A 25,844-nucleotide genomic window follows, 5' to 3' on the forward strand; every position below is an offset into this window, starting at 1 on the left:
CAATATATTGCATTCCGGAGGAGGGAGCGGCCATGGCGAAGCTGGGGCAGTCGGTTTCCCGACAGAGCGCGGCCGAGCAGGTCTACCGCATCCTGCGCGCCAAGATCGAGGACGGCTCGCTGGCGCCCGGGGAGCAGCTGGCCGACGGGGAGCTGGCCGCGGAGCTCGGGGTGAGCCGCACCCCGGTCCGCGAGGCGCTGCGCAGGCTCGTCGACCAGGGCGCCGTGGAAACCGCGTCCGGCCGCCACACCCGCGTCACCGGTGTGCAGGAAACCGATGCCGCGCAGGTCTTCCCGCTGCTGGGCGTGCTGCACGAGTTCGCCGCGCGCTGCGCCCTGCCGCAGTTGACGACCGCCGACTTCGACGAGATGCAGGCGGCCAACGACCGGATGCGCGCCGCCATCGACTCCGGCGATGCGACCGCCGCCCGCGAGGCCGACCAGGAGTTCCACGCCGTGCTCGTCCGGCGGGCGGACAACCCGTACCTGAGCGCCTCGCTGGACGTGATCGCCCTGCACGCGCGCCGCCTCGAAACCACCTACTTCCAGGACCGGCGACCGGGCCTGGAGTCGCACCACCAGCACCAGCAGATCATCGAAGCCCTGCGGAGCGGACGGGAGGACACGGCATGCGGGCTGGTTCACGCGAACACGCGGCGCGGTCCGGGGCATCGCTGAGCGCCCGCGACCCCAAGCTCGCCGGCGTCCTCATCGCCGTCGCCTCGGCCTGCTGCTTCGGTGGTTCGGGCCCGTTCGCCAAACCGCTGATCGAAGCCGGCCTCAGCCCGCTCAGCGTCACGTGGCTGCGGATCACCGGGGGCGCGCTGCTGATGCTGCCGTTCGCGGTCCGGCACGCCTCCGTGGTCCGGCGCGCACCGAAACTGCTGCTGGCCTACGGCCTGGTGGCGATCGCCGGCGTGCAAGGCTTCTACTTCGCCGCGATCGCCAGCATCCCGGTGGGCGTGGCGCTGCTGATCGAGTTCCTCGGCCCGGTGATGGTCCTCGGCTGGACCCGTTTCGTGCTGCGCAGACCGGTATCCCGCAGCGCGGCGATCGGGGTGGCACTGGCCGTGGCGGGCCTGGCCGGGGTGGTGGAGGTCTGGTCCGGGCTGAGCTTCAACCCGGTCGGGCTGCTGCTGGCCCTCGGTGCGGCGTGCTGCCAGGCGGCCTACTTCGTCCTGGCCGACACCAGCGCGGACGTGGATCCGCGCGGGCTGGCCGCCTACGGCCTGCTCGTCGGAGCGGCGGTGGTCACGCTCATCGTGCGGCCCTGGTCCGTCGACTGGTCCGCGCTCGGCGGCGCGGTCACCCTGAGCGGTCAGAACTTCCCCGCGGTCCTCGCCGTGGCGTGGATCGTGCTGCTGTGCACCGCGCTCGCCTACCTCACCGGAATCATCGCCGTGCGCCGGTTGTCCGCGCCGGTCGCCGGTGCGATCGCCTACCTCGAACCCGTCGTCGCGACCGTGCTCGCCTGGTGGCTGCTCGGCGAGCACCTCGGCGCCGTCCAGCTCACCGGCGGGGCGCTCGTGCTCGTCGGGGCCTACGTCGCGCAGCGCGCCGCGACCGCGCGGCGCGCGGTCGCTGAGCCGGCCCCCGAAGCGGCGCGGTGATCCGGGGCGGGCGCGGCTTCGGGACGGCAGACCACGGAGACCAGCTCCGACCTGGAGTCGGTTTCGTCCGGATCCAGCAGTGCCGGCTGGTTCGCCATCGCAAGCCACCTTCCCTCGACGCACCGTCCCGCGCGCGTGGCGCGGACCGGCGAGGACGGCAACGAACCGACCTCGAGCGCGTCCCACGTTCCGCGCGATCGGATCGATGGCGTCCGCCACGTCGCACGTCCTTCCGGACGACGTGACTGCCCGTCAGGGTGGGCCAGGGTCGAAAATGGCGTGCGCACTGACTCGACGCCAGTCACGTGCGGCACGCCAGCATGCTTCGCAGAGCCGTACTGCCAGGTGGCCCGCCCGTCCGGTGCCAGCTCACCTCGAAGACCCCGGGGGCCGCCTGGACACGCTCGACTCGCAGGCCCGGCCGGAACCGGCCGGCCTCCAAATCAGGCACGAACTGGTCTTCGACCACCCGCTGGAACCGCGCTCGCTGCTCATCGGTGAGCTTTTCGCAGTCCTGGGCGAAGCGCGGCGCGGTTTCGAACGTCGGCACGGGCGGTCACTGATCCAGGTCGGCGAACATCGCCTCGACGTCGTCGTAGGTCGTGGTCTCGCCTGCGGCGATCTGCTCGGAGGCCTCCCGCTCCCCGGCCTGCCAATCGGCCTGCCAGAACCACCGTTGATCGGCCGGGATCGTGGTCGTTCCGCGGACCGTGACGACACCAGCCTCGTCGAGGTCGAATTCGAGCTGATCCCCTTACGCTCGAAGGCGAGCCACCGGGCTGTCCTCGCCGAGCTTGGAATCGCGCACCCCACGTGCCTCGGATGCGAAGCCGACTTCGACGCACTGAGCGCCTCCGCCGTTGCTGCGACTGCTCTTGCACCACACCGCACTGGACACGGCGTCCAACTCCGCCATCTCTTTCGCTCCTTCACTCGCTCGCGAGTTCGTCGATCCTGTTCTCGAGCACGTTCATCGTCTCCGCGGGGACCGGAGCGACGGAGCTGCCACCGGCGGCGGACCGCTTCCTCGCCCGCGCTCGGAAGCCAGCCTCGACCGAGAGCCTGCATGTAAGCGGAGGTTCGGAGGAGACCGGGAACCAGGTCGATCTCGAAATTCCGCACCGACACGGCTTCGGACTCCAGTCCGATGTACTCCTCGAAGCCCGTCGGCGCAGCATCGGAACCGTACTTCTTCCACCAGCCGCGCTGCCGCACCTGGGCTGCGAGCGCCGCACATTCGTCGCGCCCGGACTCGTCGACTCGGTAGACGGTCGCCAGAGCGATCACTTCGGCAGGCCCCGGCGTGGTCTCGCCGCGTTCGATAGGGATCCGCAGTGGACTCCCCCTCGTCCGAAAACCACGGCGATCCCAGCGCGACCGCAGAACAGCACCGCGAAGCCACCGTCGCGCGGAGCGGCGAAGCACCGCAGGACGACGCCGAAACTCCGCGAGAACGCCGCGAACGCGCTGCTCACGCACCCAGTTCCCGGTCGATCTCGTGCATCTGAGCGATCTCGCCGGTCTGCGTGGTCAGCACGTCCTGGGCCATCGCCTTGACCTGCTCGACCTTGCCCTCCTCCAGGTAGGCCTTGGCCATGACGAGCGCGCCCTCGTGGTGCCGGATCATCAGCCGCAGGAACATCCGGTCGAAATCACCGCCGCGCGCCTGCGCCAACTGCTCCATCTGCCGGGTGCTGGCCATGCCCGGCATCCGCTCGCGCGAGCCGTGGTCCTGCCCGCCGCCGTGCTCGATGCCGTGGTTGCCCAGCCACGCGCGCATCATGCCGATCTCCGGGCGCTGGGCGCGGTCGATGCGCGCGGCCATCGTCCGCACGCGCTCGTTCTCGGCGTGCTCGCGCGCCAGGGCGGTCATCTCCAGCGCCTGCTGGTGGTGCGGGATCATGCCGCGCAGGTAGCCCACCTCCTCCGCACCGGCCTCGGACGGCTCGTACATGCGGTCCACTTCGGCCTCGTCGACCACCCGCGACTCCCCGCCCGGGGCACCGGGCTGCACCACCGGAGCCGACTGGCCCCCGCACCCGCCGAGCAGCGCACCGGCCAGCACGACCGCCGCGATCCGTCCGCCCCGCATCCGCGCCTCCTGTCGAAGGACAAATACGCCCGCCCGGTCGATTGGTGAGGCGGCGCGTCGTCACGATACTGAGGATGACGCCCGCCCGGGTACCTCCGCACGGGCGGACCCCACGGATGCCGGAGACAAGGTGGTGGCATGCGCAGCCGATTCAGCCGCCGGGCACGGCTCCTGGTCAGCCTCGTGGTGGCCGTTCCGCTGCTGATCGTGCTCGTCGTGGCCCCGTCCACGACGCGGCAGCCCGCCGCGGGCGGGGACGCGCCGGACGAGCACCGCGTCCCCGACTCGGCCGTGGAGCGCGACACGCTCTCCAGCGACAACATCGAGCAGACCGCGCAACTGCCCAAGCAGCCGCCGTTCGACGGGGAGGAGGCGTGGGGCACCGACCTCGCCTTCCAGGGCGACCTGGTCTACATCGGCAACTACGACGGGTTCAGCGTGGTCGACATCTCCGACCCGGACGACCCCGCCCCGGTGGCGCAGGTGCACTGCCCCGGCGGGCAGGGCGACGTCTCGGTCTCCGGGGACCGGTTGTACCTGTCCGTGGACTACCCGCGCACGGACAACACGTGCCAGGGCGAGGAGACCACCGAAGCCGACCCCGGCGGCTGGGCGGGCATCCGGGTGTTCGACATCAGCGACCCCGCGCGGCCGCAGTACGTCTCCGCCGTGCCCACGGCGTGCGGCTCGCACACGCACACGCTCGTGCCCGGCGAGGACGGCAGGACCGACTACCTGTACGTCTCCTCCTACGGACCGGCCGAGGAGTTCCCCAACTGCCGGCCACCGCACGACAGGATCTCCGTCGTCGCAGTGCCGCACGCCGACCCGGCGGCCGCGGAGCTCGTCGACGCACCGGTGCTGTTCCCCGGCGGCGGCAACCCGGGTGAGACGGCCTCGCGGGAAACCACCGGCTGCCACGACATCACGGCCTTCCCGGACAAGGACATCGCCGCCGGCGCGTGCATGGGCGACGGGATCCTGCTCGACATCTCCGAACGCGACAACCCGCGGGTGATCCACCGGACCCGCGACGACCGCAACTTCGAGTTCTGGCACTCGGCCACGTTCAACAACAGCGGCGACCGCGTGGTGTTCACCGACGAGCTCGGCGGCGGCACCGCGGCCACCTGCAACGAGCAGGTCGGGCCGAAGCGCGGGGCCAACGGGATCTACCGCCTCACCGGATCCGGGAGCAACGCCCGGCTGGAGTTCGCCAGCTACTTCAAGATCCCGCGGCACCAGGCCGAGACCGAGAACTGCGTGGCGCACAACGGATCGCTCGTCCCCGTCCCCGGGCGGGACATCATGGTGCAGGCCTGGTACCAGGGCGGCGTGTCCGTGTGGGAGTTCACCGACCCGCGCAACCCGCGCGAGATCGCCCACTTCGACCGCGTGCCCTACGACCGGGAGGAGCTGCACACGGCGGGTTCCTGGTCGGCGTACTACTACAACGGCCGCATCTACTCCAGCGGCATCCAGGAAGGGCTCGACGTGCTCGAACTCGACGACCGGCGCACCGACCCGGCGGAGGACGTGACCTACGAGCAGTTCAACCCGCAGACGCAGCCGGTGTACTGATCAGCGGCGAGCTGGTCAGCGGCGACCACCGCCGGCGACGCGCGGACGCGCACTCCCCCGCGCCCAGCCGGCGGGGCGGCGCACCGCCTCCGGGCGGTGCGCCGCAGCATTCCGCACGCACGACAGCTCTCGCAGGAGGGCGCTCGAAAATCACCCCTGTTCGGAGCGGCTCGGCTCGGCCTGCCGCATCCTCTCCAGCAGCTCGGGCACGTCGAACGACAGCACCGCGGGGCCGAACAGGTCACCACCGCCGACGTCGCAGCCCAGGTCCCGCCACCGCGCGGCGTGCTGCTCCGCGGCGAGGTCGCCGACCCACACCCGCGGGCCCATCTCGCGGATCAGCGGCACGAGCCTCCGCGCCAGGCGCACTTCCGGAGCCCCGCTCGACTCGGCTTCGTTGGCGACGCGGACGAACTCGCTCCCCAGCCGCACCACTCCGACCGGGAACTCGCGCAGGATCCGGAACTCCTCCGGAGTTCCGCGGAAACCGTGCACGGAGGTCTGCACTCCGCACGAACCCACGTGGCCGAAGTTCTCCCGCACCTCGTCGCGGCTCTCGCCGAGCAGGGCGTCGGTCGGCACGCTCAGCCGCAGCGCGGCGGACGGAACCCCGTCGGCCTCCAGCACGCCGCGCACCACGCGCACCAGGTCCGGGTCCACGGCCTGGTTCTCGCTCAGCGACACCACGACCTGCACGGGCGATCCCTCCGCGTGCCAGTCGCCGAGCTGCTCGGTGACCGCGCGCAGCAACCAGTCGCGCAGCGAGAGGTTCGCACCGGAGCGCTCGGCCAGCCGCAGGCACTCGTGGTGGTCCACCGGCCCGTCCTCGGCCGGTTCCCACACGAGCTCGGCCTCGACGGCCTCCAGCTCGCGGGAGTCCAGCGACAGCAGCGGCCGGTAGAGCACGTCGATCTCGCCGAGCGCGAGACCGCCGGGCATCGTCGCGGCGAGCTTGGCCCGGATCCGCTCCTCGGACGCGCGGTCGGGGTCGAACAGCGCCCACTGGCGCTTGCCGGTGGCCTCGGCCCGGCGCAGCGCCACGTCCGCGGCCCACAGCATGTCCGTGTGGTCGGCCTCGGCCACGCTGCGGCGCACCACGCCGATGTTCGCCGAAGCCGCGACGCCCTGGTCGCCGAGGTAGATCGGATCGTCCAGCACGCGGTTGATGATCGCCGGGAACTCCGAGACCGGCGCCGTGTCCGGTCCCTCGACCACGAAGACGCCGAACTCGTTGCCGCCGAACCGCGCGACGACCGCGTCCTCGCCCGCGAGGAGACCGCTCAGCCGCCGCGCCACCGCCTTGATGACCTCGTCACCGCTCTCGTAGCCGAGACCGTCGTTGATGAGGTCGAAGCTGTCCAGCGCGAGGTGGTACACGACGACGTGCGCGCTCGCCGGCAGGTTCGCCAGCTGCTCCTGCAGCTGCGTGGTGAAGTGCTGCCGGTTCGACAGGCCGGTCAGCGGGTCCTGCAGGGCCTGGTCCTTGAACCGCTTCTGCAGCAGGTGCAGGTCGGTGACGTCCTCGACGATCGTGACGACCTGCGGTCCGTCGTCCTGCGCGAGCACCGACAGCGCCAGGTACACCCAGGACAGCTCGCCGTTGGCGCGCACCAGGCGGTGGCGGTCGTCGTCGAGCCGCGCCGATCCGCCGGATTCGACGAGTTCGCCGTAGACGGCGCCCAGCTGCTCGGCGTCCTCCTCGTGGAAGAAGTCGTGGATGCGCATCGTGCGCAGCCGCTCGCGGGAGTACCCGAGGTTCCGCACCAGGGCGGCGTTCGCCTGCAGGAACGTCCCGTCCGGTTGGCAGATCGCCACGCCGACCGGCGTGCTGCGGAAGACCTCGGTGAACCGCGCCTCGCTGGCCGCCAGGTTGCGGTCGGCCTGCAACTTCGACCGCAGCAGCGCGCGCTTGAGCGTTTCCTGCTGCTGGAACGTGCTCTCCCGGTCGGCGGAGACGTAGCCCGCGGCGACCGAGGTGAGCAGCGCCATGAGCGCGCTGCTGCGGCTGTCCGCACCGGGGACCAGCTCGTCGCGCAGCAGCCCCAGGCTCGAGGACAGGCAGCGCTCGCCGGTGGCGTGCATCCCGACCAGGCGCTTGCCGACCCAGGAACCGATGTCGTCCATCTCGGACTCGCCGTCCAGGGCGGCCAGCAGCGCGTCCAGCACTTCGCGCAGCGCGCTCTCGAGATCCCGACGCGAGAGGGGGATGTAGGCCGTGGTGCTGAGCAGCCGCGCCCAGCGGCGCGCGATCTCCTCGCGCCGCCGGTCGTCGAACCCCGCGACGGGGTTGCGCGGTTCGCCCACCGTCACCTCACCTGTCCGTTGCTCCACCTCGCAGCGACCGGCACCACTGTGCCAGTCGGGGATCACCCGTGTCCCGGTCCACCCCGCGTGTTCACCGCCGGACTCCGACGCCTGCGTAGATCTGGTTGCCACCGGGCTCGTGCGGAGCCAGGTCCGCGCACTCCGGGCGCCACATCGCCGTGCCCACGATGCCCGGTTCGACCAGGTCGAAACCGGTGAACAGCTCGCTCACCTCGGCGTAGCTGCGGGTGTGCACCGGATCGGCACTGCTGCGCATGACCTCGACGACGCCCTCCATCTCCGCGGGGCTGATGTCCGCGGTGAAGTGCGACAGCGCCAGGTGGCTGCCCGGGGCCAGACCCTCCCGGTACCGCGCCATGATGGCGGGGGCGTCCTGCTCCCGCGGGACGAAGTGGAACACTCCCGCCATGATGAGACCGATCGGCCGGGAGAAGTCCAGCAGCCGTCGCGTCTCCGCCGCCTGCAGGATCGCGTCGGGATCGCGCATGTCGGCCTGCACGATCGTCGCGTCGTCGTTGTCGGCCAGCAGCATCTCGCTGTGCGCCACCGCCACCGACTCGTAGTCCACGTAGACCACGCGCGCGGCGGGGTCGATCTCCTGGACGATCTCGTGCACGTTGCCGACCGTGGGAATGCCCGAACCGACGTCCAGGAACTGGCGGACGCCCTGCTCGGCCATGAACACGACGGCGCGGCGCAGGAAGGCCCGGTTCAGCCGCGCGACGTCCCGCGCGCTCGGCAGGGCCCCCAGGAACTTGTCACCCAGTCGGCGGTCGGAGGCGAAGTTGTGCCGACCGCCGAGCAAGTAGTCGTAGACGCGTGCAGCGCACGGGGTCTCCTCATCCACGCCGGCGGACTCCCAGGTCGTCACGGATTCGCTCATCGCTCGAGTCCTCACCCTCACTTCGGTGTGCGGTGATCACCCTACTGCGCGAACACTCCGGCATCGACGGGGCGTGGTCAGATCGTTTCCCGGCGTTTCCGCTAAACGGTAGGGGCCAGCAGCAGGAACCGCGCACCGAGCACGAGCGCGGCGCAGGCGATGAGGCCCCACAGCGCCAGCCACGCACCGCCGGCCACCCCGGTCAGCCGGGCGAGCTGGTCGGCATCGGAGTCCGGTGCGCGCCGGCGCCGGCGTTTGCGCTGCAGCTCGAGCAGCGGCCGGATCCCGCCGAACAGGAGGAACCAGGCGAGCACCGCCGCGCACCAGCCCTGCCAGACCGGGCTCGCGTACCAGGACAGCGCGAACAGCGCCCCTCCGGTGGCGAGCACGGACAGCACGCCGTAGACGTTGCGCACCGCCACGAGCACGAGGGCCAGGCCGCCGATCGCGATCCACAGCATCAGCCGCACCCGGTCCTCGCCGACCAGCCACGCACCGCCGAGCCCGAGCAGCGACACCGCCGGGTAGCCCGCGAGCAGCGTGCACACCATGCCGGGGCCGGTGCCCCTGCCCGTGGAGGCGGTCAGCCCCGAGGTGTCGGAGTGCAACCGGATGCCGTTGAGCTTGCGGCCGCTGAGCAGGGCGACCAGGGCGTGCCCGCCCTCGTGCGCGATGGTGACGACGTTGCGCAGCACCAGCCAGAGCGCGCGGTAGGTCACCATGACCAGCGCGACGAGTCCGGTGAGCAGTTCGGGCAGGCCCGCTGTCGACAGCAGGCCGGTCACGGGATCATCCACTTCAGGCACTCAATCGTTCCGGTCGGGCGGGTTCCGGCGGTCCGGCCTCCCCGGCGGTTCCGGTGGCCGGTGTCCCGCTGCGGTGCGCGTTCACGCGTCGAAGACGCCCGCGGGGTCGACGTCCCCGCCGGCGCGGAACTCGGCGTCCACCGCCCGGCGCAGCTGCTCGTCGGCGAGGTAGTCCAACGCGGTCAGGGCCAGGCCGACGGCGCCGTCGACGACGGCGCGGTCCCCGGACTCACCGCGGGCCGCGGTGGCGAAGGCCTCCGTGTGCAGGGCGAGCCCGTCGCCGGCGAGGCCGATCATCGGGTGGATCGCCGGGACGCGGTGGCTCAGGTTGCCGAGGTCGCTCGAGCCCGTGAGGTACTCGGGCACGACGCCCTGCGGCAGCGCGGTCCGCCCGCGGCGCCGCTGGTGCTGGGCCCACCGGCCGACGAGCGCGTGGTTGTGCCGGATCGGCAGGTAGCCCGGTTGGGGGTCCCAGCGCAGTTCGACACCGCAGCCGGTGGCCTCGGCCGCACCGTCCGCGATCGCGGTGAACCGGGCGGCGAGGTCCTGCAGCGCGCCCAGCTCGGCCGAGCGCAGGTAGAACAGCCCGGCCGCCCGGTCCGGGACGACGTTCGGGCGCCGCCCGCCGTCGGTGATCACCCCGTGCACGCGGTCCGACGGCGGCAGGTGCTGCCGCAGCGCTGCCACGCCCTGGTAGGTCGCCACCAGCGCATCCAGCGCGTTGCGGCCCATGAACGGTTCCGCAGCGGCGTGCGCGGCGATGCCGTGGAACACGACCTCGACCTGGCGGCGGCCGGTGAACGGGTGCGCGCCGATGTCGTGCGAGAACGGGTGCAGCATGACCACGGCGTCGACGTCGTCGAAGACGCCCTCGCGGGCCAGCAGCTCCTTGCCGCCGCCGCCCTCCTCGGCCGGCGTGCCGATGAGGCTGACCCGGCCGCCCAGGTCGTCCACCGCCGTGGCCGCGCCGAGGAACCCGCCGACACCGCTGGAGGCGATGATGTTGTGCCCGCAGCCGTGGCCGATGCCCGGCAGCGCGTCGTACTCGGCGAGCACGGCCACGTGCGGGTGCCCGCTGCCCACCGCGGCCCGCAGCGACGTGCCCAGCCCGCCGATCCCGGTGTGCACCGCGCATCCGTAGTGCCGCAGCACATCGGCGATGCGGGCGATCGCTTCGGTCTCGCCGAAGGCCTCCTCCGGGTGCTCGTGGATGGTGTGGCTGAGCTGCACCAGTTCCGGAGCGTGCCGGTCGATCCAGCGCTCGACCGTGGACCGCGTGGCCTCGGACACGCCCGTGAAGGCGGAGGGGACGGGTTCGGCCTCGGCTGCCGCCCGCTCGGTGGCCGCGCGGACCGAGCGCAGGTACGAGTCGTCGGGCGTGGTGGGTTCGCGTCGCACGGACTCGACTCTAATAGCACGGACCCCCGCCGCTACCCCCACGCACGCGCCGGACCCGACCGCACCCCGGTTTTCTGGATCCGTTCCAGAGAGCGCAATTTTCATGAAAATTGGAAGTTGTCCCCACACGTCCGCAGTAAACATGCTCCCCACCCGATCGAGGATCGGCGCGTCGTGCGGGGTGGTCTTGCCGGAAGGGGCGGACGCGATCACGCCGAGAACGAGGCCTGCCCCAAGAACGAGGCCTGCCCCGAGAACGAGGTCGCCCCGCAGAGGGCGGGGTCACCCCGCAGAGCGGGGCACGTCACCTGGACACGCGGCGGGTGCGGCGCACGTGGCGCGTCACGCGCGTCGCCCCGGCGCCGCTGCGCGCCCGCCGCGTGCTCCCCCACTCCTGCTCGGCCGGGCGCGAGGCGTGCAGGCGCAGCAGCGCGACGTCCGGGTTCTCCCCCGCGTGGCACTCCCACAGCAATCGCAGGAGCTCGTCCTCGGTGAGCTGCCAGCGTCGTTCGAACACGCCCTCGTCGTTCATGACGGCCTCCGGGTGCATCGCGTGGCGCCGCACCACCCACGGTACCTCGCCGGATGACGCATCGTGACCACTTCGGGGCCGCGCGGAGAGGCCGTGCGGCGCACTCGTGATCCCTCTCACCGCGCCGCGAACCGGACTGGGCACGCCTCCGCCCGATTACTAAGGTTAGCCTTGCTTTTCCGGTGATCGACGCAGAAGGATGCGGTGATGAGTCTTTCCTCAACGCGGGCGGCGCGCTCCCCGGCCCCCTCCCTCAGCCGCCGCGGGTTCCTCGCCGGGACCGTCGGCGCGGCAGCCGCGGGCCTCGCTGCCTGCGCAGGGGGCAGCGGCTCCGGCGAGGCGCCCCGGGGCGGACCGGGCTTTCCGGTGACGATCCCGAACCGCTACGGCCGGGCGGAGATCCCCGGCAGGCCGCGCACGATCGCCAGCCTCGGCATCACCGACCACGACGTGCTGCTCATGCTCGGCATCCTGCCCGCCGGGCTGACCCGGTGGGGCCCGTGGGACAGCGGTGTCGGGCCGTGGGTGCGGGACGAGCTCGACAACCAGCTCGCGAACGGCGGCGAGGAACCGCGCCTGTTCGGCAGCGAACTCGACCTGGAAGGGGTCATCGGCCTCGAGCCCGACGTGATGATCGGCGTGCAGAGCGCGCTCACCCGCGACGAGTACCAGCGGCTGAGCTCGTTCAACCCGGTCGTGGCCCAGCCGCCGAACAGCATCGACTACGGCGTGCCGTGGAAGCAGCAGGCCGAGACCATCGGCAGGGCCGTCGGCATGCGCGGGGAGACCTCCCGGCTCATCACCGACACGCAGGGCGCGCTCGACCGGACCCGCGAGCAGCACCCCGAGTTCGAGGGCAGGACGCACGTGACCGTGCGCACCGACGCCCAGGGCACCTACGCGGCCTACACGCGGCAGGACGCGCGCACCGCCCTGCTGGAGCAGCTCGGCCTGACGCTCTCCCCCGCGATCCAGCAGCTCGACGACGGGGGCGAGTTCAACGTCAAGATCTCCAAGGAGCAGGTCTCGCTGCTGGACGCGGACGTCGTCGTGGTGACCACCGCGCAGCCCGCGGACGTGGCGACCGTCCGCGCGGACCCGCTGCTGAACAACCTGCCGGCGGCCAAGCGCGGCTCCCTGGTGCTGCTGGAGGACTACGACCTGACCATGGCGCTGGGCTCGGCCACCGTCTCCAGCATCCCGTGGGTGCTCGAACGGCTGCCGCGGAGACTCTCCCGGGCGCTGGGGTGACCGCGGCTCCGTCCGCTGCTGCCCCCCGGCCGGAGCAGCAGCGGACGGAAAAGAACCCCTCCCGCGAGAGGCCGCGTCATCGCGGGAGGGGTCGTCCTGCGCGGCGGCACGGCAGCGCCCGCACCGCCCGAAGACCGGCCCCGCGGACCGGTACCGCGGGCACCCCGGACCGGCGGCCGGGGCCGGCGGAGGGACCGGGCTCTCAGGCCACGATCCGGATCGGGTCCTCGAGCAGCGCGGTGAGGTGCTGCAGGAACGCCGCACCGACCGCACCGTCCACCGCGCGGTGGTCGGCCGACAACGTCACCCGCAGGATCGTGCGGGCGACGAACTCGCCGTCGCGCACCTGCACCTCGTCCTTGGCCGCGCCCACGGCGAGGATCCCGGCCTCCGGCGGGTTGATCACCGCGGAGAACTGCTCCACGCCGAACATGCCCAGGTTCGAGATCGAGAAGGTGCCGCCGGACATCTCGTCCGGCTTGAGCTTGCCCTCCCGGGCGCGCCCGGCCATCTCCCGGCTCTCCTCGGCGATCTGCGAGACGCTCTTGCGGTCCGCGTCGCGCACGACCGGCACCACCAGGCCGGAGTCGATCGCCACGGCCACACCCAGGTGGACCCGCTTGTGCTGCAGGATCTTGTCCCCGCCGAAGGAGGAGTTCACCGCCGGGTGCGCCCGCAGCGAACCCGCCACGGCCTTGACGACCAGGTCGTTCATGCTGACCTTGCTGCCGCCGACGGCCTGCAGCCGGGCGTTGAGGTCGGCGCGGAACGCGGCCAGGTCGGTGACGTCGATCGCGCTGGTCAGGTAGAAGTGCGGCGCGTTCTGCTTGCTCTCGGTGAGCCGTTTGGCCGTGACCTTGCGGATCTGGTTCAGCGGCAGCTCCTCGACGTCCTCGTCGGCCGCGGTCTGCGGCGCGGCGGAGGACTGCTGCGGCGCGGCCGGGGCTTCCGCCGCGGGGGCGGCGGGCGCCGGGCTCTCCGCGGCGGAGCTCGCCGCGGCCTCCACGTCGACGCGGATGATCCGCCCACCGGGGCCCGTGCCCCGCACCGTGCTCAGGTCCACGCCCTGCTCCCGGGCGATGGCCTTGGCCAGCGGCGAGGCCTTCGGCTTCTGCCCGTTGACCGTCCGCTCGCCGTCCTGCTCGGAGGCGGCGGCCGGGGCCGGCTCCTCCGCGGCCGCGCCCTGCTGCGGGGCGGGCTCCTCGGCCTGCGCGGGTGCGGCCGATGCGGTCCCCCCACCGCCGGCCGCGGCCTCGGCCGCGGCGCCCGAGCCGTCGCCGAGCACGGCGATGGGCGTGCCGATCGGCGTCGTCTCGCCCTCACCGACGAGGATCTTCTCCAGCACGCCGGCGTCGTAGACTTCCATTTCCATGACGGCCTTGTCCGTCTCGATCTCGGCCAACACGTCTCCGCGGTCGACCGCGTCCCCGACCTGCTTGCGCCAGGTCGAGATGACGCCCTCCTCCATCGTGTCGGAGAGCCTCGGCATCTGGATCTCGGTCATCGGTTATTCCTCGGCTGCGAAGAGGGCGTCAACGACGGTGCCCCACGGCGTCCAATGTCTGGTGCGCGGCCTCGATCAGCGAGTCCGCGGAAGGCAGTGCGGCGCGCTCCAACGGCTTCGCGTAGGGCAGCGGGACCTCGGCCGAGGCCACGCGCCGCACGGGCGCGTCGAGGTGGTCGAACGCACCGTCCGAGATGGAAGCGGCGACTTCCGCCCCGATACCGTACGTCAGCCAGTCGTCCTCGGCGATGACTGCGCACCCGGTCTTGCGCACCGATTCCACCAGCGTCTGCCGGTCCAGCGGCCGCAGGCTCCGCAGGTCGACCACCTCGGCGTTGATGCCCTCCTCGGCCAGCTTGTCCGCGACCTGGTCGGCGATCATCGCCATGCGCGAGTAGCCGATGATCGTGATGTCGCTGCCCTGCCGGGTGACCTTCGCCTTGCCGATCTCGGCCGGTTCGACCTCGTCCGGCACCTCGCCCTTGGTGTTGTACAACGCGAGGTTCTCCAGGAACAGCACCGGGTCGTTGTCCCGGATGGACGCCAGCAGCAGCGACTTCGCCTCGGCCGGCGTGCTCGGGGCGACGACCTTCAGACCCGGCACGAACGCGTAGTACAGCTCGATGTTCTGCGAGTGGGTCGCGCCGAGCTGCTGCCCGCCGCCGCCGGGCGTGCGCATCACCATGGGCACGCTGGTCTGCCCGCCGAACATGCCGTAGATCTTCGCCGCGTGGTTGACGATCTGGTCCAGCGCCAGCAGCGAGAAGTTGATCGTCATGAGCTCCACGACGGGCCGCAGGCCCATCATGGCGGCGCCGACCGAAGCGCCGACGAAACCCTCCTCGGCGATCGGGGTGTCGCGCACCCGCTTCTCGCCGAATTCCTGCAGCAATCCGGCGGTGATCTTGTAGGAGCCCTCGAAGACCCCGATTTCCTCGCCGATGAGGAAGATCTCCTCATCTTTCAGCATCTCTTCGCGAAGCGTGTCGTGCAACGCTTGGCGGTACGTGATGACGGCCAAGATCGTTCTCCTGGACAGGATGGACTGCGGGCCGGCGCGCGGTGCACGCGCGGCCCGCGGTGTCGTTGCGAGTGGACGGTTCCGCGCCCCGCCGTTCGGCGCGCGGGGGCGAACGGCGGGCGCGGCACGGGGAGTCGGCGGTCAGAACACCGGATCCGCGGGCAGGCGCCGGGAATCGTTGTTCACCGGCGTGGCGTAGGTGTAGTCGAACAGCGTGGCCGGGTCCGGGTGCGGGCTCCCGTCGGCGAACGCGACGGCTTCGTCCGCTTCGGCCTCCGCCGACTTCTCGATCTCCGCCGCGGTGTCCTCGTCGAGGACGCCGGCCTCGACGAGCTCGGCGCGGAACTTCGCCACCGGGTCGGATTCGCGGGCCCGCGCGGCCTCATCCTCGTCCCGGTACTTCTGCGGGTCGACGACCGAGTGGCCCTTCATCCGGTCGCTCACCGTCTCCAGCAGCACCGGTCCCCCGCCGTTGCGGGCCTTCTCCACGAGCCGGTTGGACGCGTCGCGCACGGCCAGCAGGTCGGTGCCGTCGACGCGCTCGCCCTCCATGCGGAAGGCCTCGCCGCGCTTGAACAGCTCCGGTTCGGCCGAGGAGCGGTCCACGGTGGTCCCCATGCCGAGCTGGTTGTTCACGACGACGAACACGACGGGCAGCTTCCACAGCGACGCGATGTTCAGGGCCTCGTGGAAGGCACCGATGTTGGTCGTGCCGTCGCCCATCTGGCACATCACGACCTGGTCGCCGCCCCGGTAGTCCACGGCCATCGCCGCGCCGGTGGCCAGCGGGATCTGGCCGCCGACGATGCCGTACCCGCCGAGCAGTCCGTTGTCCACGTCGAACATGTGCATCGAGCCGCCCCAGCCCTTGGAGGTACCGGTGGTGCGGCCGTACAGCTCGGCCATCACGCGGCCGGGGGCGATGCCCTTGGCGATGGCGTAGCCGTGCTCGCGGTAGTTGGTGAACAGCAGGTCGGTCTTGCGCAGCGTGCGCATCAGCCCCACGACTGTGGCTTCCTCACCGAGGTTGAGGTGGCAGTAGCCGCCGATCTTGGCCTGGGTGTAGCCCTGCGCGGCGCGCTCCTCGAACCGCCGGATCAGGGCCATCTCCCGGTAGTAGTCCTGCAGCATCTCCGGCGACTCACCGGTGAACCGGCCGCCGGAGCGGGCAGCCGAGCCGCTGCGGCGGCTCTTCGAGCGGGTGGAGGACGGTTTGCTGCGAGTAGCCGTCTGTGCCATCTCGGATCGCTCCTTTTCGGTGAGCTCGCCTCAGCGTTGCTTGGCCGGCGCGGTGTGGATGGGAAGTCCCAGTGCGGCCATCGATGCCTCCATGCCGACCTCGCCGAGCGTGGGGTGGGCGTGGATGGTGTCGGCCAGTTCGTCCAACGTGGCCTCGAGCGTGAGCGCGAGCGCGCCCTCGGTGATCAGATCGCTGGCCGACGGGCCGATGATGTGCACGCCGAGAACCTCGCCGTACTGCTTGCCGGCGACGATCTTCATGAATCCTTCGGTGTCGCCGAAGGTCTGGGACCGCCCGAGCGCGGCGAACGGGAACCGCGCGGTGACCACCTCGTGGCCCGCTTCGGTCGCCTGGGCCTCGGTCAGCCCGACGCTGGCGATCTCGGGGTGGGTGAACGTCGCCGCGGGAATGACGCCGTAGTCGATCGCCGCGTGGTTGCCGGCGATCGTCTCGGCGGCCACCACGCCCTGGTGCGAGGCGACGTGCGCCAGCAGCGCCTTGCCGGTGACATCGCCGATCGCGTGGACGTGCTCGACGTTGGTGCGCAGCGCGCCGTCCACCGGGACGAAACCGCGCTCGTCGGTCGCCACGCCGGCCGCTTCGAGGTCCAGCTGCGCCGTGTTGGGCTTGCGGCCCACACCGACGAGCACCACGTCGGCGTCCACCGCCTGCGGCTTCTTGCCGTCGACGGAAACCCGCAGCCCGTCCTCGCCCTCGTCGATGCGCGAAACGGTGGAGTCGGTGAGCACCTTGATGCCGCGCTTGCTGAAGGAGCGGCCGAGGGCCTTGCCGACCTCGGCGTCCTCAGCGGGGACCAGGGTGGACTGCATCTCGATGAGGCTGACCTCGCTGCCGAGCGTGGCGAACAGGCTCGCCCACTCGGCGCCGACCGCGCTCCCGCCGATGACGGCGATCCGCCGCGGCACCTCCTCGAGCCCGAACGCACCGTCCGAAGTGATCACCCCGGGCAGATCCGCACCGGGCAGCGGCAGGCGGACCGGGACGGAGCCGGTCGCGATGATCACGTCGGAGGCGCGCACCCGGTCCTTCACGGATCCGGCCGGTTCGGTGGCGTAGCGCGGGGCGTCGGGGCCGGACTCCGGCTCACCGACGTCGTGCACGTCCACCGTGGTCGGTCCGGTGAACCGCGCGTGGCCGTTGATCACGGTGACGCCGTTGGCCTTGAGCAGCCCGGCCACGCCGTCGGTGAGGCCCTTGACGACGCTGTCCTTGCGCTTGGTGACGGTGCCGTAGTCGAGGCTGACGCCGTCCACCTGCACACCGAACTCGGCCGCGTGCAGCACGGTTTCGTACACCTCGGCCGAGCGCAACATCGCCTTGGTCGGGATGCACCCCCAGTTCAGGCACACACCGCCGGGCCGCTCCTTTTCCACGACCCCGACCGACAGGCCGCGCTGCGCGGCCCGGATAGCGGCGACGTACCCACCGGGGCCGCCGCCCACCACGAGAAGGTCGAACTCCTGCACTTCGCTGTGCTCCTTTTGTGCCGCACGCGTCGTTTGCGCTCCGACCCGGCGCGCAGCCGGGCGATCCTCGGGACGAGTGTCGTGACAACGCCCACGTGCGCGCCATGCCCGCTCGCCCAGAGTTCGGGCGGCGCAACTGTGCAGAACGCACATTCGCCCCGGAGCCGGGCCCGGCGCGGCGCCGATCCGCCACGCACCGTGGGCGGGAGTCTCGTCACACCGCGCGGCCCGGGCACCGGACCTCCGCGCGGGCCGGAACAGCCGGCGCGACCGCCGCGCGGGCAGCGCCGGAGGAGAGGACCCCCTGCTCAGCGGAGCGCGTCCGCGCCGCGGGTCACTCGCGCAGCCGCAGCGCCGACAGGGCCAGCGACAGCGACACGTACGCGGCCCGCCCGTGCAGCGGTCGCCCCACGAGGGTGGTGATGCGGTTGAGGCGGTTGAGCACCGTGTTGCGGTGGCAGTGCAGCCGCACAGCCGCGTTCGCGGTGGAGCAGTTCTCCTCCAGCCACGCGCTGAGCGTGTCCAGCAGCATCTCGCGCTCCTTGACGGGGAGCCGCAGCACCGGGCCGAGCTGGGACTCGAGCAACCGCTGGGCGAGGTCCGGCGACTGCACCAGCAGCGCCTCCGGGAAGCGCTCCTCCAACGCCACCAGGCCCACGTCGCCGTACGACTGGGTGCCGAGAGCGGTCAGCGCGAGCTGGTGCGCCAGCCCCACCTCGGCCAGACCGCGCACCTGCGGTGACACGCCCACGCGCCCGCGGGCGAGCGGGCGCAGCACGTCGAGCGCCTGCTGCGGCTCCCGCTGCTCCAGGGCGACCAGACCGACCAGGGTGTCGGCGCGGACCTGCCAGACCGAGCGGACGTGCCCCGCCGTCAGCGCGTCCTGCTGACCGCGCAGGGCGAACCCGCCGTCCCCGCACATCTCCGCCACCACGGCGAGGTAGCGCCCCCCGGTGGGCAGGTCGAGCTCCTTCGCGGTGCGCTGCGCGAACGCCGTGTCCCGGGCGCGCCCGCTGAGCAGGTCCTCGACCAGGGCGTGGCGGCGCTGGTCGTTGCGGCGCAGCCGTTCCAGCTCCGTGGTCCGGTAGGCGGTGGACAGCGTCGAGGACAGCCCGTCGATCACGGTCCACATCGCCGTGGCGACCCCGAGCACCGCATCCGGGTCGGCGCCGTCGCGGTGGGCCTGCTCGACGAGCGCCTCCCAGACGATGCGCCCGCCGAGGCGGAAGGTGCGCAGCATGACCTCCAGCGGCACCCCCTGCTCGGCGCGACGCCGGCCGATCTCCGCGGCCACGTCGTCGCCCTCGGGGCCGCGGGCCTCGCCGGAGAGGATCTGCAGCACCCGCTCCAGGTAGTGCAGGCAGCCCTCCCACAGCTCTTCGCGGGGGACCGGGCTGTAGTCCGTCCACTCCGGGTTGTCGGTGAAGATCGCCGCCATGAGCTGCTCGGTCAGCGGTTCCACGTCGTCCAGCCGAGCCGCGGCGAGCGCGTGGGTCACACCGTCCGCGCGGGCGACCCCGTCAGCCGCGCGGACAACCCCGTCAGCCGCACCGGGCAGGGCACCGGCGACCGCGTCCCCACCCGCGTCCTCGTCGTTCGCGCGCTCCGCTCTCACCCCTCCCACGGTACCGGTCGGCACGGCCGAGATCCGCTCCTTCTCGCCCCTCGCGGCGGTAACGCCGCACCCCGGCGCGGCGACATCAACGGTGAGAGGTCCGGCGGAGACCGGCGAGTCGCATCCCGGGGGTTGTCATGGCGCGGTTCAACAGCACGGCGCTGTCCATCATCGGCACGATGTCGATGGTCGCCCTGACGATCCTCAGCGGCTTCTGGGCCTCCTGACGCCCCCCGAGCCGCCCCGGTGAACGGGCGCCCGCCCGGCGGTGAACGCTCCCGGGTGCGGGCGCCCGCCCGACACGACCCGCCGCGCCGCCGCTGGCCGCGGAACGCGCTGCCGATCGCCCGGGGAACCACCACGCTCCGCGATCACGCCCGGGCGCGCGGCGGAGGCGGAACGAGCCCGTTTCGCCCCGGAATCCGGTTTCCTGAGATTTCGCTGTGCATCACCTGTGAAACCGCACCCCAGTGCCATCACCGATCGGGTGAGTGCGCGAGACTGAACGTGCTCTTGTCACCCCGCGTGGACGTCCGCCGCGCGAGCCGACAGACGAAGGTGTAGTCCCCGATGTCGAAAACGACGAACCCGCTGACGAAGAAGAGCGGCCTGTCCACCAACATCCTCCTGACCGTGATCGTCGTGGTGGTCGCGGTGCTGGTGATCGGTGGCATCCTGCTGTTCAACCGGGGAGGCGGCGCGAACGGCGAGACCGTTTCCTCCGAAGTGCTCAACCCGCCGAACGCGAACAAGGTCCTCGATTCGCAGGACGACAAGGTCGTCGTCACCGAGTTCCTCGATTACCAGTGCCCCGCCTGCTACCAGTACTACCGGGGCCTGACCAAGCAGATCGAGCAGGAGTACGACGGCAAGATCACCTTCGTCGTGCGCAACAAGCCGATGGACCAGATGCACCCGCTGGCGCGCCCGGCCGCGCAGGCCGCCGAGGCCGCGGCGCTGCAGGGCAAGTTCACGGAGATGTACCACCAGCTGTTCGACAACTACCAGTCCTGGGCCGTCGGCTCGGACGGCAAGCCCTCCGGTGACGCCGCGCGCGCGAACCAGCAGTTCACGCAGTACGCGCAGAGCATCGGCCTGGACGTGCAGCGCTTCAACTCCGACCGCAAGTCCGACGAGGTCAAGCAGCGCATCGAATCCGACCTCGCCGACGCGAACAAGGCCCAGGTCAGCGGCACGCCGACGATATTCATCAACGGCAAGAAGTTCGAACCGCAGGCGCAGAACTACGAGCAGCTGAAGCAGTCCTTCACCGACCGGTTGGACCAGGAGCTGCAGAAGTGACCGCGAGCATGACGACGTCCGCCCGCTCGGAGGCCGCGCCGGCCACGCCGCCGGCGCGGCCCGCGGGGCTCGGCTGGTTGTACGTGGTCGGCGGCGCGATCGGGCTGGTGTCCTCGTTCGCGCTGATCATCGAGAAGCTGCACTCGCTGACGAACTCGGACTACGTGCCCTCGTGCAGCGTCAACCCGATCGTCTCCTGCGGCTCGGTGATGGACAGCTCGCAGGCCGCGCTGTTCGGGTTCCCCAACCCGCTGATCGGCATCGCCGCGTTCCCCGTGGTCGTCACCGCGGGTGTGGCCCTGCTCTCCGGCTACGCCGCTCCCCGGTGGTTCTGGCTGGGCATGCAGGCGGGCACGACGCTGGCCCTGGTCTTCATCCACTGGCTGATCTGGAGCACGCTGTACAGCATCGGCGCGCTGTGCCCCTACTGCATGGTCGTGTGGGTCGTGGTCATCCCGACCTTCTGGTACACGACGCTGCACAACCTGCGCGCCGGGAACTTCGGCGGCGGCCGCGCCGCGGGCGCGGTGCTCGCCCGGTTCCACAGCCTGGTGCTGGCGGTGTGGTTCCTGGTGATCGTCGTGCTGATCCTGCAGCGGTTCTGGGACTTCTGGATCACCCTGGTGTGACACCCGGCGGCCGGGCGCTTCGCGCGCCCGGTTTCAACTCGGCCCACTCGGCGTGGATCATGTGGCGCGGACGACGGAGTCGACGATCTTCGTTTGTCCGATGTTCACGATGGGTACCAGATGACTGCGAGTGAGGTGCGCGAGCACCTTCGCCACGACCGAGGTAGAGGTGGCCCGGGAATGAGCGTGGAACGGGAGACCGTGCAGGTCGAACCGGAGTCGACGACGAACCTCGTCGAGGTCCGGGTGGCCGCTGACCCGACGCAGCTGCCCGTGCTGCGGGCGGTCGTCGCCGACCTCGCGATGCGCGCCGACTTCGACGTCGACTCGGTCGCCGACCTGCGCCTCGCCGTCGACGAAGCCTGCTCCTGCCTGGTTCGGCTGGCCAACAGCGACACCCAGCTGCACTGCCGGTTCCGCACCTGGGAGGACGCCCTGTCCCTGAGCGCCGAAGTCGCCAGCGAGGACGGCTTCGGACCGCGGAAGGACACGTTCAGCTGGCGCGTACTCAGCGCGTTGGCCGACAGTGTGTCAGCCTCGGTTGAGGCCGACACCAGCACCAACGGTCGGTACCGGGTACGCATCGAGCTGACCAAGGGACGGACGGCGCACGTGTGAAGCGAGCGGATTCAGAACCAGCTGTTCACTCGCGCGACGAACGCTACGACGAACTGGTCCCCCTGTTCCGGGAGCTCTCGGACCTGAGCAGGCAGGACTCCCGCTACGAGGAGCTGCGGGACCGGCTCGTCACCGAGCACCTGCCGGTGGCCGAGCACATCGCGCGGCGCTTCAGCCACCGCGGGGAGTCGCACGAGGACCTCATGCAGGTCGCCACCCTCGGGTTGATCAACGCGGTCGACCGCTTTGACCCGGGCCGCGGGGTGGACTTCCTGTCCTACGCGGTGCCCACGATCATGGGCGAGGTGCGCAGGCACTTCCGGGACACGGGGTGGGCCGTGCGGATGCCGCGGCGCCTGCAGGAGCTGCACCTGTCCGTCTCCGCCGCGATCGCCACGCTGTCGCAGAACCTCGGGCGCGCGCCCACGCCCAGCGAGATCGCCACCCATCTCGGGCTGAGCACCGACGCGGTCTACAAGGGGCTCGAGGCCGGGGACGCCTACCGCAGCGCATCGCTGGACGAGCTGCTCAGCGACACCGACGAGATCCCGCTCGGCTCGGCCATCGGCACCGATGACGCCGAGCTGGCCGAGGTCGAGACCCGGGAGGTCATCCGCCCGCTGCTGCGCGAACTGCCCGAGCGGGAGCGCCGGATCGTGCTCATGCGCTTCTTCCGGGGGATGACCCAGACCCAGATCGCCGAGCAGGTGGGGATCTCGCAGATGCACGTCTCCCGGCTGCTGGCTCGCACGCTCGCCTGGTTGCGGCAGCGGCTCGAGCAGGAGACGCCGGCCCCGGCCGAGGACTGAGCCCGGCGGCCGAGCCCGCCCTGCTGCCGGCCCCTGCCGCTGCCGGCCTGCCGCTGCCCGGCAGCCGCACTCCTCGACGCCCGGCACCGGGGGCGGAACGCGGGGTGCACCGCTCGTGCGAGGTGCGCGCCCCGCGTTCCGGGAGTCCCGTCCCGCTTCGTCAGACGGTGATGCCGCGCTCCTCCAGCCACGGCAGCGGGTCGATCTTCGTGCCGTCCTCGATCACCTCGAAGTGCAGGTGGGGGCCGGTGGACTGCCCCTCGTTGCCCATCGTGGCGATCTGCTGACCGGCCTCGACGCGCTCGCCGACGCTCACGGTGAACGACGCCACGTGCCCGTAGACGGTGATCGTGCCGTCGTCGTGCTGCACGCGCACCCACTGGCCGAAGCCGCTGGCCGGACCGGCGTTGATGACCTCGCCGGCGGCGACGGAGTGGATCGGGGTGCCGATCGAGTTGGCGAGGTCGATCCCGTTGTGCATGCTGCCGCCCCGCATGCCGTAGGTGGAGGTGAGCTCGCCCTCCGTCGGTTTGACGAACTCGGCGCTGCTCTGCTCGGCGGCCTGCTCCTCGGCGGCCTGCCGCTCGGCCTCCGCCTGCCGCTGCTGCTCGGCGCGGCGTTCGGCCTCGGCCCGCGCCTTCCGCTCGGCCTCGGCCCGGGCGCGGCGTTCGGCCGCGGCCCGTTCCCGCTCCTGCTGGACGGCCTTGCTCTTGACCAGGCGCTGCAGCTCGAAGTTGCCGTCGGTGGGTTGCTGCAGCGCGAGCAGCCGCACCGAACCTGGTCCGTACCGGTTGCCCGTGACCGCGTCCTGCAGCTGGTGCTGCGGTTCGGCCTGGGCCTGCTGCTCGTGCGCCTGCCGCTCGACGCCCTCGGCGGAGCCGCCCGCGGCGTGGGCGAACGGTTGCCCGATCGCCGCGAAGGCACCGGTGGCGACGACGGCGGCCATGAGCTTGTTGCGCGCGGGCAGCCCGCTGCGGCCGCGCCGGGACCCGGGGGTCCGCTCGCGGGCACCGTCGGTTGTTCCTGTCAGCTCGGAGACGTGGAGGCGGCCAGTCGGGGGATGGTCCGCCTCCATCCGGTGCTTGCCCAATGTTCACCTTTCGATTTCGGGGGCACGGCCGGCCACTACCCGTCGGGGGAGGCGGGCGCGCCTCGCGGGGGATCGAGACGCATTCGTAACCGAACCGTGATATCGCGTCGTGAAAGTAGCTGAGAGTTATCAACTAGCGCAAACTGATCAATGTTGATGCAGATCACGCCCACTCGCGACGACAGATCAACTACTCAGAGTTGCCGTCGTGGGGAACATCGGATCACGGCGCGCAGCCGGCGGCAACCGGAAACGGAACCGCTCGGAGAATCTGCCCGATCGGGCGAAACCCGGCCCGGCGACATCGCAGAACAGACCGAGCGGGCGGCGAAAAAGCCGTGGTGACAAGAGGATTCGCAGGGCAGCACTCGTCCGCTGCGGACGGGGGAAGAGGAGTTGGAGCGGTCCGGCCGCGGTAGGCGCCCCGGGTACCGGACCGCCGTCCGTGCCCGGGACACCGCTCCCCGTACCGCGTGACCACCGGCCGCCGGCCGAGCGCGGGCTGCGGCCGTGACGTCAGTCTGCCCCGGGCCTGTGGAATATTCCAGTCCCCCGGCCGGCGCACACAGCTCCCCCGCGCCGGAGTCAGGCTCACCGGCGCACGGGGGTGCGCTCTGCACCGAACGGCGGACACCCGCGGCGCGGTGCGCCGCGCGGGAACCGGCCGCGCACGCAGCGCAGGCGGGTTCAGCGCTGGAGGCCGCCGACGGCGGCCCGCGCACCGCTGCCGCGGTCCGCCCGGACGGTCAGCCCTCCTCGCGCACGGGGCTCGAGGCGCTCCGCCAGTTCACCGTCGGACGCATCGCCGCGAGGTCCACGCGGTCCCGGTGCTTGTCCACGACGCCGAACAGCGAGTCGATGAGCGTGTTCGACAGGTGGTGCGGCTGCAGACCGAGGTCCACCAGGCCGGTGTGCCGCACGTTGTAGTAGTGCTGGCCCTGCTCGACGCGCGGGTTGTCCAGGTACTCGATCTTGACCTCGCTGCCGTAGCTCTCGGCCACGACCTTGGCGATCTCCTCGACCGAGAAGCTCTCGGTCATCTGGTTGAACACCCGGAACTCGCCGCGGTCAGCCGGGTTCTCCGCGGCCAGGCGGATGCACTCCACCGTGTCGCGGATGTCGATCATGCCGCGGGTCTGCCCGCCGCTGCCGTAGACGGTCAGCGGGTGTCCCAGCACGGCCTGGATGACGAAGCGGTTCAGCACCGTGCCGAACACGGCGTCGTAGTCGAACCGCGTGGTCAAGCGGGCGTCCCGCGTCGTCTGCGGCGTCTCCTGGCCGTAGACGATGCCCTGGTTCAGGTCCGTGGCCCGCAGGTTCCAGATGCGGCAGGCGAACTCGATGTTGTGGCTGTCGTGCACCTTGCTCAGGTGGTAGAAGGACCCCGGCTTCTTCGGGTAGAGCACGCGGTCGGTCCGCCCGTTGTGGGTGACCTCCAGCCAGCCCTCCTCGATGTCGATGTTCGGGGTGCCGTACTCCCCCATCGTCCCCAGTTTCACCAGATGGATTTCGGGGTCCACCTGCTGAATCGCGAACAGCAGATTCAACGTGTTGATCACGTTGTTGTGCTGCGTGTACACCGCGTGCTTGCGGTCGATCATGGAGTAGGGCGCAGCCCGCTGCTCCGCGAAATGCACAATTGTGTCCGGGCGGAAATCCCGAAGCAACTCGACGGTGAACTCGTCGTCGACGAGGTCCCCGTAGTAGCACTGGATGGTCTTGCCGGAAACCTCGTGCCACGCGTCGACGCGCGTGCGCATGGGTTCGATCGGCACCAGGCTCTGCACACCGAGCTCGTGATCGTAACCGCGCCGGGCGCAGTTGTCCGCGATCGCGACCTCGTGACCACAGTCGGACAGGTGGAGAGCGGTCGGCCACCCGAGATAACCGTCTCCCCCGAGAACGAGAATTCGCACGCCTACTCCTTCGCGTCGTAATGCGGCTTCCCGCACACCGGGTGCGTGATTCCCCGAGCACCCGACATGCCCTCGCCGATCAGATGAGGCGGGAAGATAATCTCATCCCCGCGGGCCTGTGCGGGCACTCCCCTCG

23 protein-coding genes and 1 pseudogene are annotated in these 25,844 nt (G+C 71.3%); 8 read left to right on the forward strand and 16 right to left on the reverse strand.

Annotation, left to right across the window (positions count from 1 at the left end; genetic code table 11):
- Positions 1-32 precede the first annotated feature (32 nt).
- Together ACVGV0_RS16970 and ACVGV0_RS16975 are read left to right on the forward strand one after the other, a co-directional pair.
- Positions 33-677 (forward strand): GntR family transcriptional regulator, encoded by a 645-nt coding sequence (locus ACVGV0_RS16970; protein WP_459156669.1) that lies wholly within the window; start codon positions 33-35, stop codon positions 675-677.
- Positions 629-1,609: an EamA family transporter gene (locus ACVGV0_RS16975; RefSeq protein WP_459156670.1), complete on the forward strand. Its 981-nt coding sequence runs from the start codon at positions 629-631 to the stop codon at positions 1,607-1,609. The genes ACVGV0_RS16970 and ACVGV0_RS16975 overlap by 49 nt, the downstream gene beginning before the upstream one ends.
- 301 nt (positions 1,610-1,910) lie before the next feature.
- Here ACVGV0_RS16975 and ACVGV0_RS16980 read toward each other — a convergent pair whose 3' ends face one another.
- The 4 genes and pseudogenes from ACVGV0_RS16980 to ACVGV0_RS16995 all read right to left on the reverse strand — a co-directional run bounded on the left by ACVGV0_RS16980 (position 1,911) and on the right by ACVGV0_RS16995 (position 3,701).
- Positions 1,911-2,159, reverse strand: a complete 249-nt coding sequence (locus tag ACVGV0_RS16980; RefSeq protein WP_459156671.1) for a hypothetical protein — start codon at positions 2,157-2,159, stop codon at positions 1,911-1,913.
- 204 nt (positions 2,160-2,363) lie between these two features.
- Positions 2,364-2,525 carry a DUF397 domain-containing protein gene (locus ACVGV0_RS16985; RefSeq protein ID WP_459156672.1) on the reverse strand — a complete coding sequence of 54 codons (162 nt, stop codon included), beginning with the start codon at positions 2,523-2,525 and terminating at the stop codon, positions 2,364-2,366.
- Between the two features lie 89 nt (positions 2,526-2,614).
- Positions 2,615-3,088, reverse strand: a pseudogene (locus ACVGV0_RS16990) (Scr1 family TA system antitoxin-like transcriptional regulator); the annotation flags it as partial.
- Positions 3,081-3,701, reverse strand: a complete 621-nt coding sequence (locus tag ACVGV0_RS16995; RefSeq protein ID WP_459156673.1) for a DUF305 domain-containing protein — start codon at positions 3,699-3,701, stop codon at positions 3,081-3,083. The gene ACVGV0_RS16995 and the pseudogene ACVGV0_RS16990, both read right to left, overlap by 8 nt.
- A gap of 138 nt (positions 3,702-3,839) precedes the next feature.
- Between ACVGV0_RS16995 and ACVGV0_RS17000 the strand changes: the two genes are divergently transcribed.
- Positions 3,840-5,282: an LVIVD repeat-containing protein gene (locus tag ACVGV0_RS17000; protein WP_459156674.1), complete on the forward strand. Its 1,443-nt coding sequence runs from the start codon at positions 3,840-3,842 to the stop codon at positions 5,280-5,282.
- A 150-nt stretch (positions 5,283-5,432) separates the two neighbouring features.
- On the opposite strand, the gene ACVGV0_RS17005 is transcribed toward ACVGV0_RS17000, so the two are convergent.
- From ACVGV0_RS17005 to ACVGV0_RS17025, 5 genes are all read right to left on the reverse strand, one after another.
- Positions 5,433-7,586: a diguanylate cyclase domain-containing protein gene (locus ACVGV0_RS17005; RefSeq protein ID WP_459156675.1), complete on the reverse strand. Its 2,154-nt coding sequence runs from the start codon at positions 7,584-7,586 to the stop codon at positions 5,433-5,435.
- Positions 7,587-7,677: 91 nt separating this feature from the next.
- Entirely contained in the window at positions 7,678-8,490 is an 813-nt protein-coding gene (locus ACVGV0_RS17010; protein ID WP_459156676.1) for an SAM-dependent methyltransferase, read from the reverse strand.
- A gap of 101 nt (positions 8,491-8,591) precedes the next feature.
- Entirely contained in the window at positions 8,592-9,296 is a 705-nt protein-coding gene (locus ACVGV0_RS17015) for a M50 family metallopeptidase (protein ID WP_459156677.1), read from the reverse strand.
- A gap of 81 nt (positions 9,297-9,377) precedes the next feature.
- Positions 9,378-10,694, reverse strand: coding sequence for a M20 family metallopeptidase (locus ACVGV0_RS17020; RefSeq protein ID WP_459156678.1), 1,317 nt, complete (start codon positions 10,692-10,694; stop codon positions 9,378-9,380).
- Between the two features lie 304 nt (positions 10,695-10,998).
- The gene (locus ACVGV0_RS17025) at positions 10,999-11,262 is read right to left on the reverse strand and encodes a hypothetical protein (RefSeq protein ID WP_459156679.1); all 264 of its coding nucleotides are present in this window, start codon (positions 11,260-11,262) and stop codon (positions 10,999-11,001) included.
- A gap of 171 nt (positions 11,263-11,433) precedes the next feature.
- On the opposite strand from ACVGV0_RS17025, the gene ACVGV0_RS17030 reads away from it, so the two are divergent.
- Positions 11,434-12,477, forward strand: a complete 1,044-nt coding sequence (locus ACVGV0_RS17030; RefSeq protein WP_459156680.1) for an ABC transporter substrate-binding protein — start codon at positions 11,434-11,436, stop codon at positions 12,475-12,477.
- A gap of 202 nt (positions 12,478-12,679) precedes the next feature.
- On the opposite strand, the gene ACVGV0_RS17035 is transcribed toward ACVGV0_RS17030, so the two are convergent.
- From ACVGV0_RS17035 to ACVGV0_RS17055, 5 genes are all read right to left on the reverse strand, one after another.
- Complete coding sequence (locus tag ACVGV0_RS17035) at positions 12,680-13,981, reverse strand: pyruvate dehydrogenase complex dihydrolipoamide acetyltransferase (RefSeq protein WP_459156681.1); 1,302 nt, start codon at positions 13,979-13,981, stop codon at positions 12,680-12,682.
- 28 nt (positions 13,982-14,009) lie between these two features.
- Entirely contained in the window at positions 14,010-15,002 is a 993-nt protein-coding gene (locus ACVGV0_RS17040) for an alpha-ketoacid dehydrogenase subunit beta (RefSeq protein ID WP_459156682.1), read from the reverse strand.
- Positions 15,003-15,143: 141 nt separating this feature from the next.
- On the reverse strand, positions 15,144-16,241 hold the full coding sequence (pdhA, locus tag ACVGV0_RS17045; RefSeq protein WP_459156683.1) for a pyruvate dehydrogenase (acetyl-transferring) E1 component subunit alpha: 1,098 nt from the start codon (positions 16,239-16,241) through the stop codon (positions 15,144-15,146).
- A gap of 30 nt (positions 16,242-16,271) precedes the next feature.
- A complete protein-coding gene (lpdA, locus tag ACVGV0_RS17050) occupies positions 16,272-17,729 on the reverse strand; it encodes a dihydrolipoyl dehydrogenase (protein ID WP_459156684.1) in 1,458 nt (485 codons plus the stop codon).
- 334 nt (positions 17,730-18,063) lie between these two features.
- Positions 18,064-19,344 carry a PucR family transcriptional regulator gene (locus tag ACVGV0_RS17055; RefSeq protein ID WP_459156685.1) on the reverse strand — a complete coding sequence of 427 codons (1,281 nt, stop codon included), beginning with the start codon at positions 19,342-19,344 and terminating at the stop codon, positions 18,064-18,066.
- 570 nt (positions 19,345-19,914) lie between these two features.
- On the opposite strand from ACVGV0_RS17055, the gene ACVGV0_RS17060 reads away from it, so the two are divergent.
- From ACVGV0_RS17060 to ACVGV0_RS17075, 4 genes are all read left to right on the forward strand, one after another.
- Positions 19,915-20,646 carry a DsbA family protein gene (locus ACVGV0_RS17060; protein ID WP_459156686.1) on the forward strand — a complete coding sequence of 244 codons (732 nt, stop codon included), beginning with the start codon at positions 19,915-19,917 and terminating at the stop codon, positions 20,644-20,646.
- Complete coding sequence (locus ACVGV0_RS17065; protein WP_459156687.1) at positions 20,643-21,275, forward strand: vitamin K epoxide reductase family protein; 633 nt, start codon at positions 20,643-20,645, stop codon at positions 21,273-21,275. The genes ACVGV0_RS17060 and ACVGV0_RS17065 overlap by 4 nt, the downstream gene beginning before the upstream one ends.
- Before the next feature lie 180 nt (positions 21,276-21,455).
- Positions 21,456-21,893 carry an ATP-binding protein gene (locus tag ACVGV0_RS17070; protein WP_459156688.1) on the forward strand — a complete coding sequence of 146 codons (438 nt, stop codon included), beginning with the start codon at positions 21,456-21,458 and terminating at the stop codon, positions 21,891-21,893.
- Positions 21,890-22,702 (forward strand): RNA polymerase sigma factor SigF, encoded by an 813-nt coding sequence (locus ACVGV0_RS17075; RefSeq protein ID WP_459156689.1) that lies wholly within the window; start codon positions 21,890-21,892, stop codon positions 22,700-22,702. Before ACVGV0_RS17070 ends, ACVGV0_RS17075 begins: the two co-directional genes overlap by 4 nt.
- 160 nt (positions 22,703-22,862) lie before the next feature.
- Here the strand turns inward: ACVGV0_RS17075 and ACVGV0_RS17080 are convergent, their stop codons facing one another.
- On the reverse strand, positions 22,863-23,792 hold the full coding sequence (locus ACVGV0_RS17080; RefSeq protein WP_459156690.1) for a M23 family metallopeptidase: 930 nt from the start codon (positions 23,790-23,792) through the stop codon (positions 22,863-22,865).
- 746 nt (positions 23,793-24,538) lie between these two features.
- A complete protein-coding gene (locus ACVGV0_RS17085; RefSeq protein ID WP_459156691.1) occupies positions 24,539-25,708 on the reverse strand; it encodes an NAD-dependent epimerase/dehydratase family protein in 1,170 nt (389 codons plus the stop codon).
- Between the last annotated feature and the right edge of the window lie 136 nt (positions 25,709-25,844).

The sequence above is a fragment of the Salinifilum ghardaiensis genome, from assembly GCF_054491345.1.

Bases quoted from the DNA above. Each gene is read 5' to 3' on its own strand.
- ACVGV0_RS16970 (WP_459156669.1), top strand. From the start codon at position 33: ATGGCGAAGCTGGGGCAGTCGGTTTCCCGACAGAGCGCGGCCGAGCAG.
- ACVGV0_RS16975 (WP_459156670.1), top strand. From the start codon at position 629: ATGCGGGCTGGTTCACGCGAACACGCGGCGCGGTCCGGGGCATCGCTG.
- ACVGV0_RS16985 (WP_459156672.1), bottom strand. From the start codon at position 2,525: ATGGCGGAGTTGGACGCCGTGTCCAGTGCGGTGTGGTGCAAGAGCAGT.
- ACVGV0_RS16995 (WP_459156673.1), bottom strand. From the start codon at position 3,701: ATGCGGGGCGGACGGATCGCGGCGGTCGTGCTGGCCGGTGCGCTGCTC.
- ACVGV0_RS17000 (WP_459156674.1), top strand. From the start codon at position 3,840: ATGCGCAGCCGATTCAGCCGCCGGGCACGGCTCCTGGTCAGCCTCGTG.
- ACVGV0_RS17010 (WP_459156676.1), bottom strand. From the start codon at position 8,490: ATGAGCGAATCCGTGACGACCTGGGAGTCCGCCGGCGTGGATGAGGAG.
- ACVGV0_RS17030 (WP_459156680.1), top strand. From the start codon at position 11,434: ATGAGTCTTTCCTCAACGCGGGCGGCGCGCTCCCCGGCCCCCTCCCTC.
- ACVGV0_RS17035 (WP_459156681.1), bottom strand. From the start codon at position 13,981: ATGACCGAGATCCAGATGCCGAGGCTCTCCGACACGATGGAGGAGGGC.
- pdhA (WP_459156683.1), bottom strand. From the start codon at position 16,241: ATGGCACAGACGGCTACTCGCAGCAAACCGTCCTCCACCCGCTCGAAG.
- ACVGV0_RS17060 (WP_459156686.1), top strand. From the start codon at position 19,915: ATGTCGAAAACGACGAACCCGCTGACGAAGAAGAGCGGCCTGTCCACC.
- ACVGV0_RS17070 (WP_459156688.1), top strand. From the start codon at position 21,456: ATGAGCGTGGAACGGGAGACCGTGCAGGTCGAACCGGAGTCGACGACG.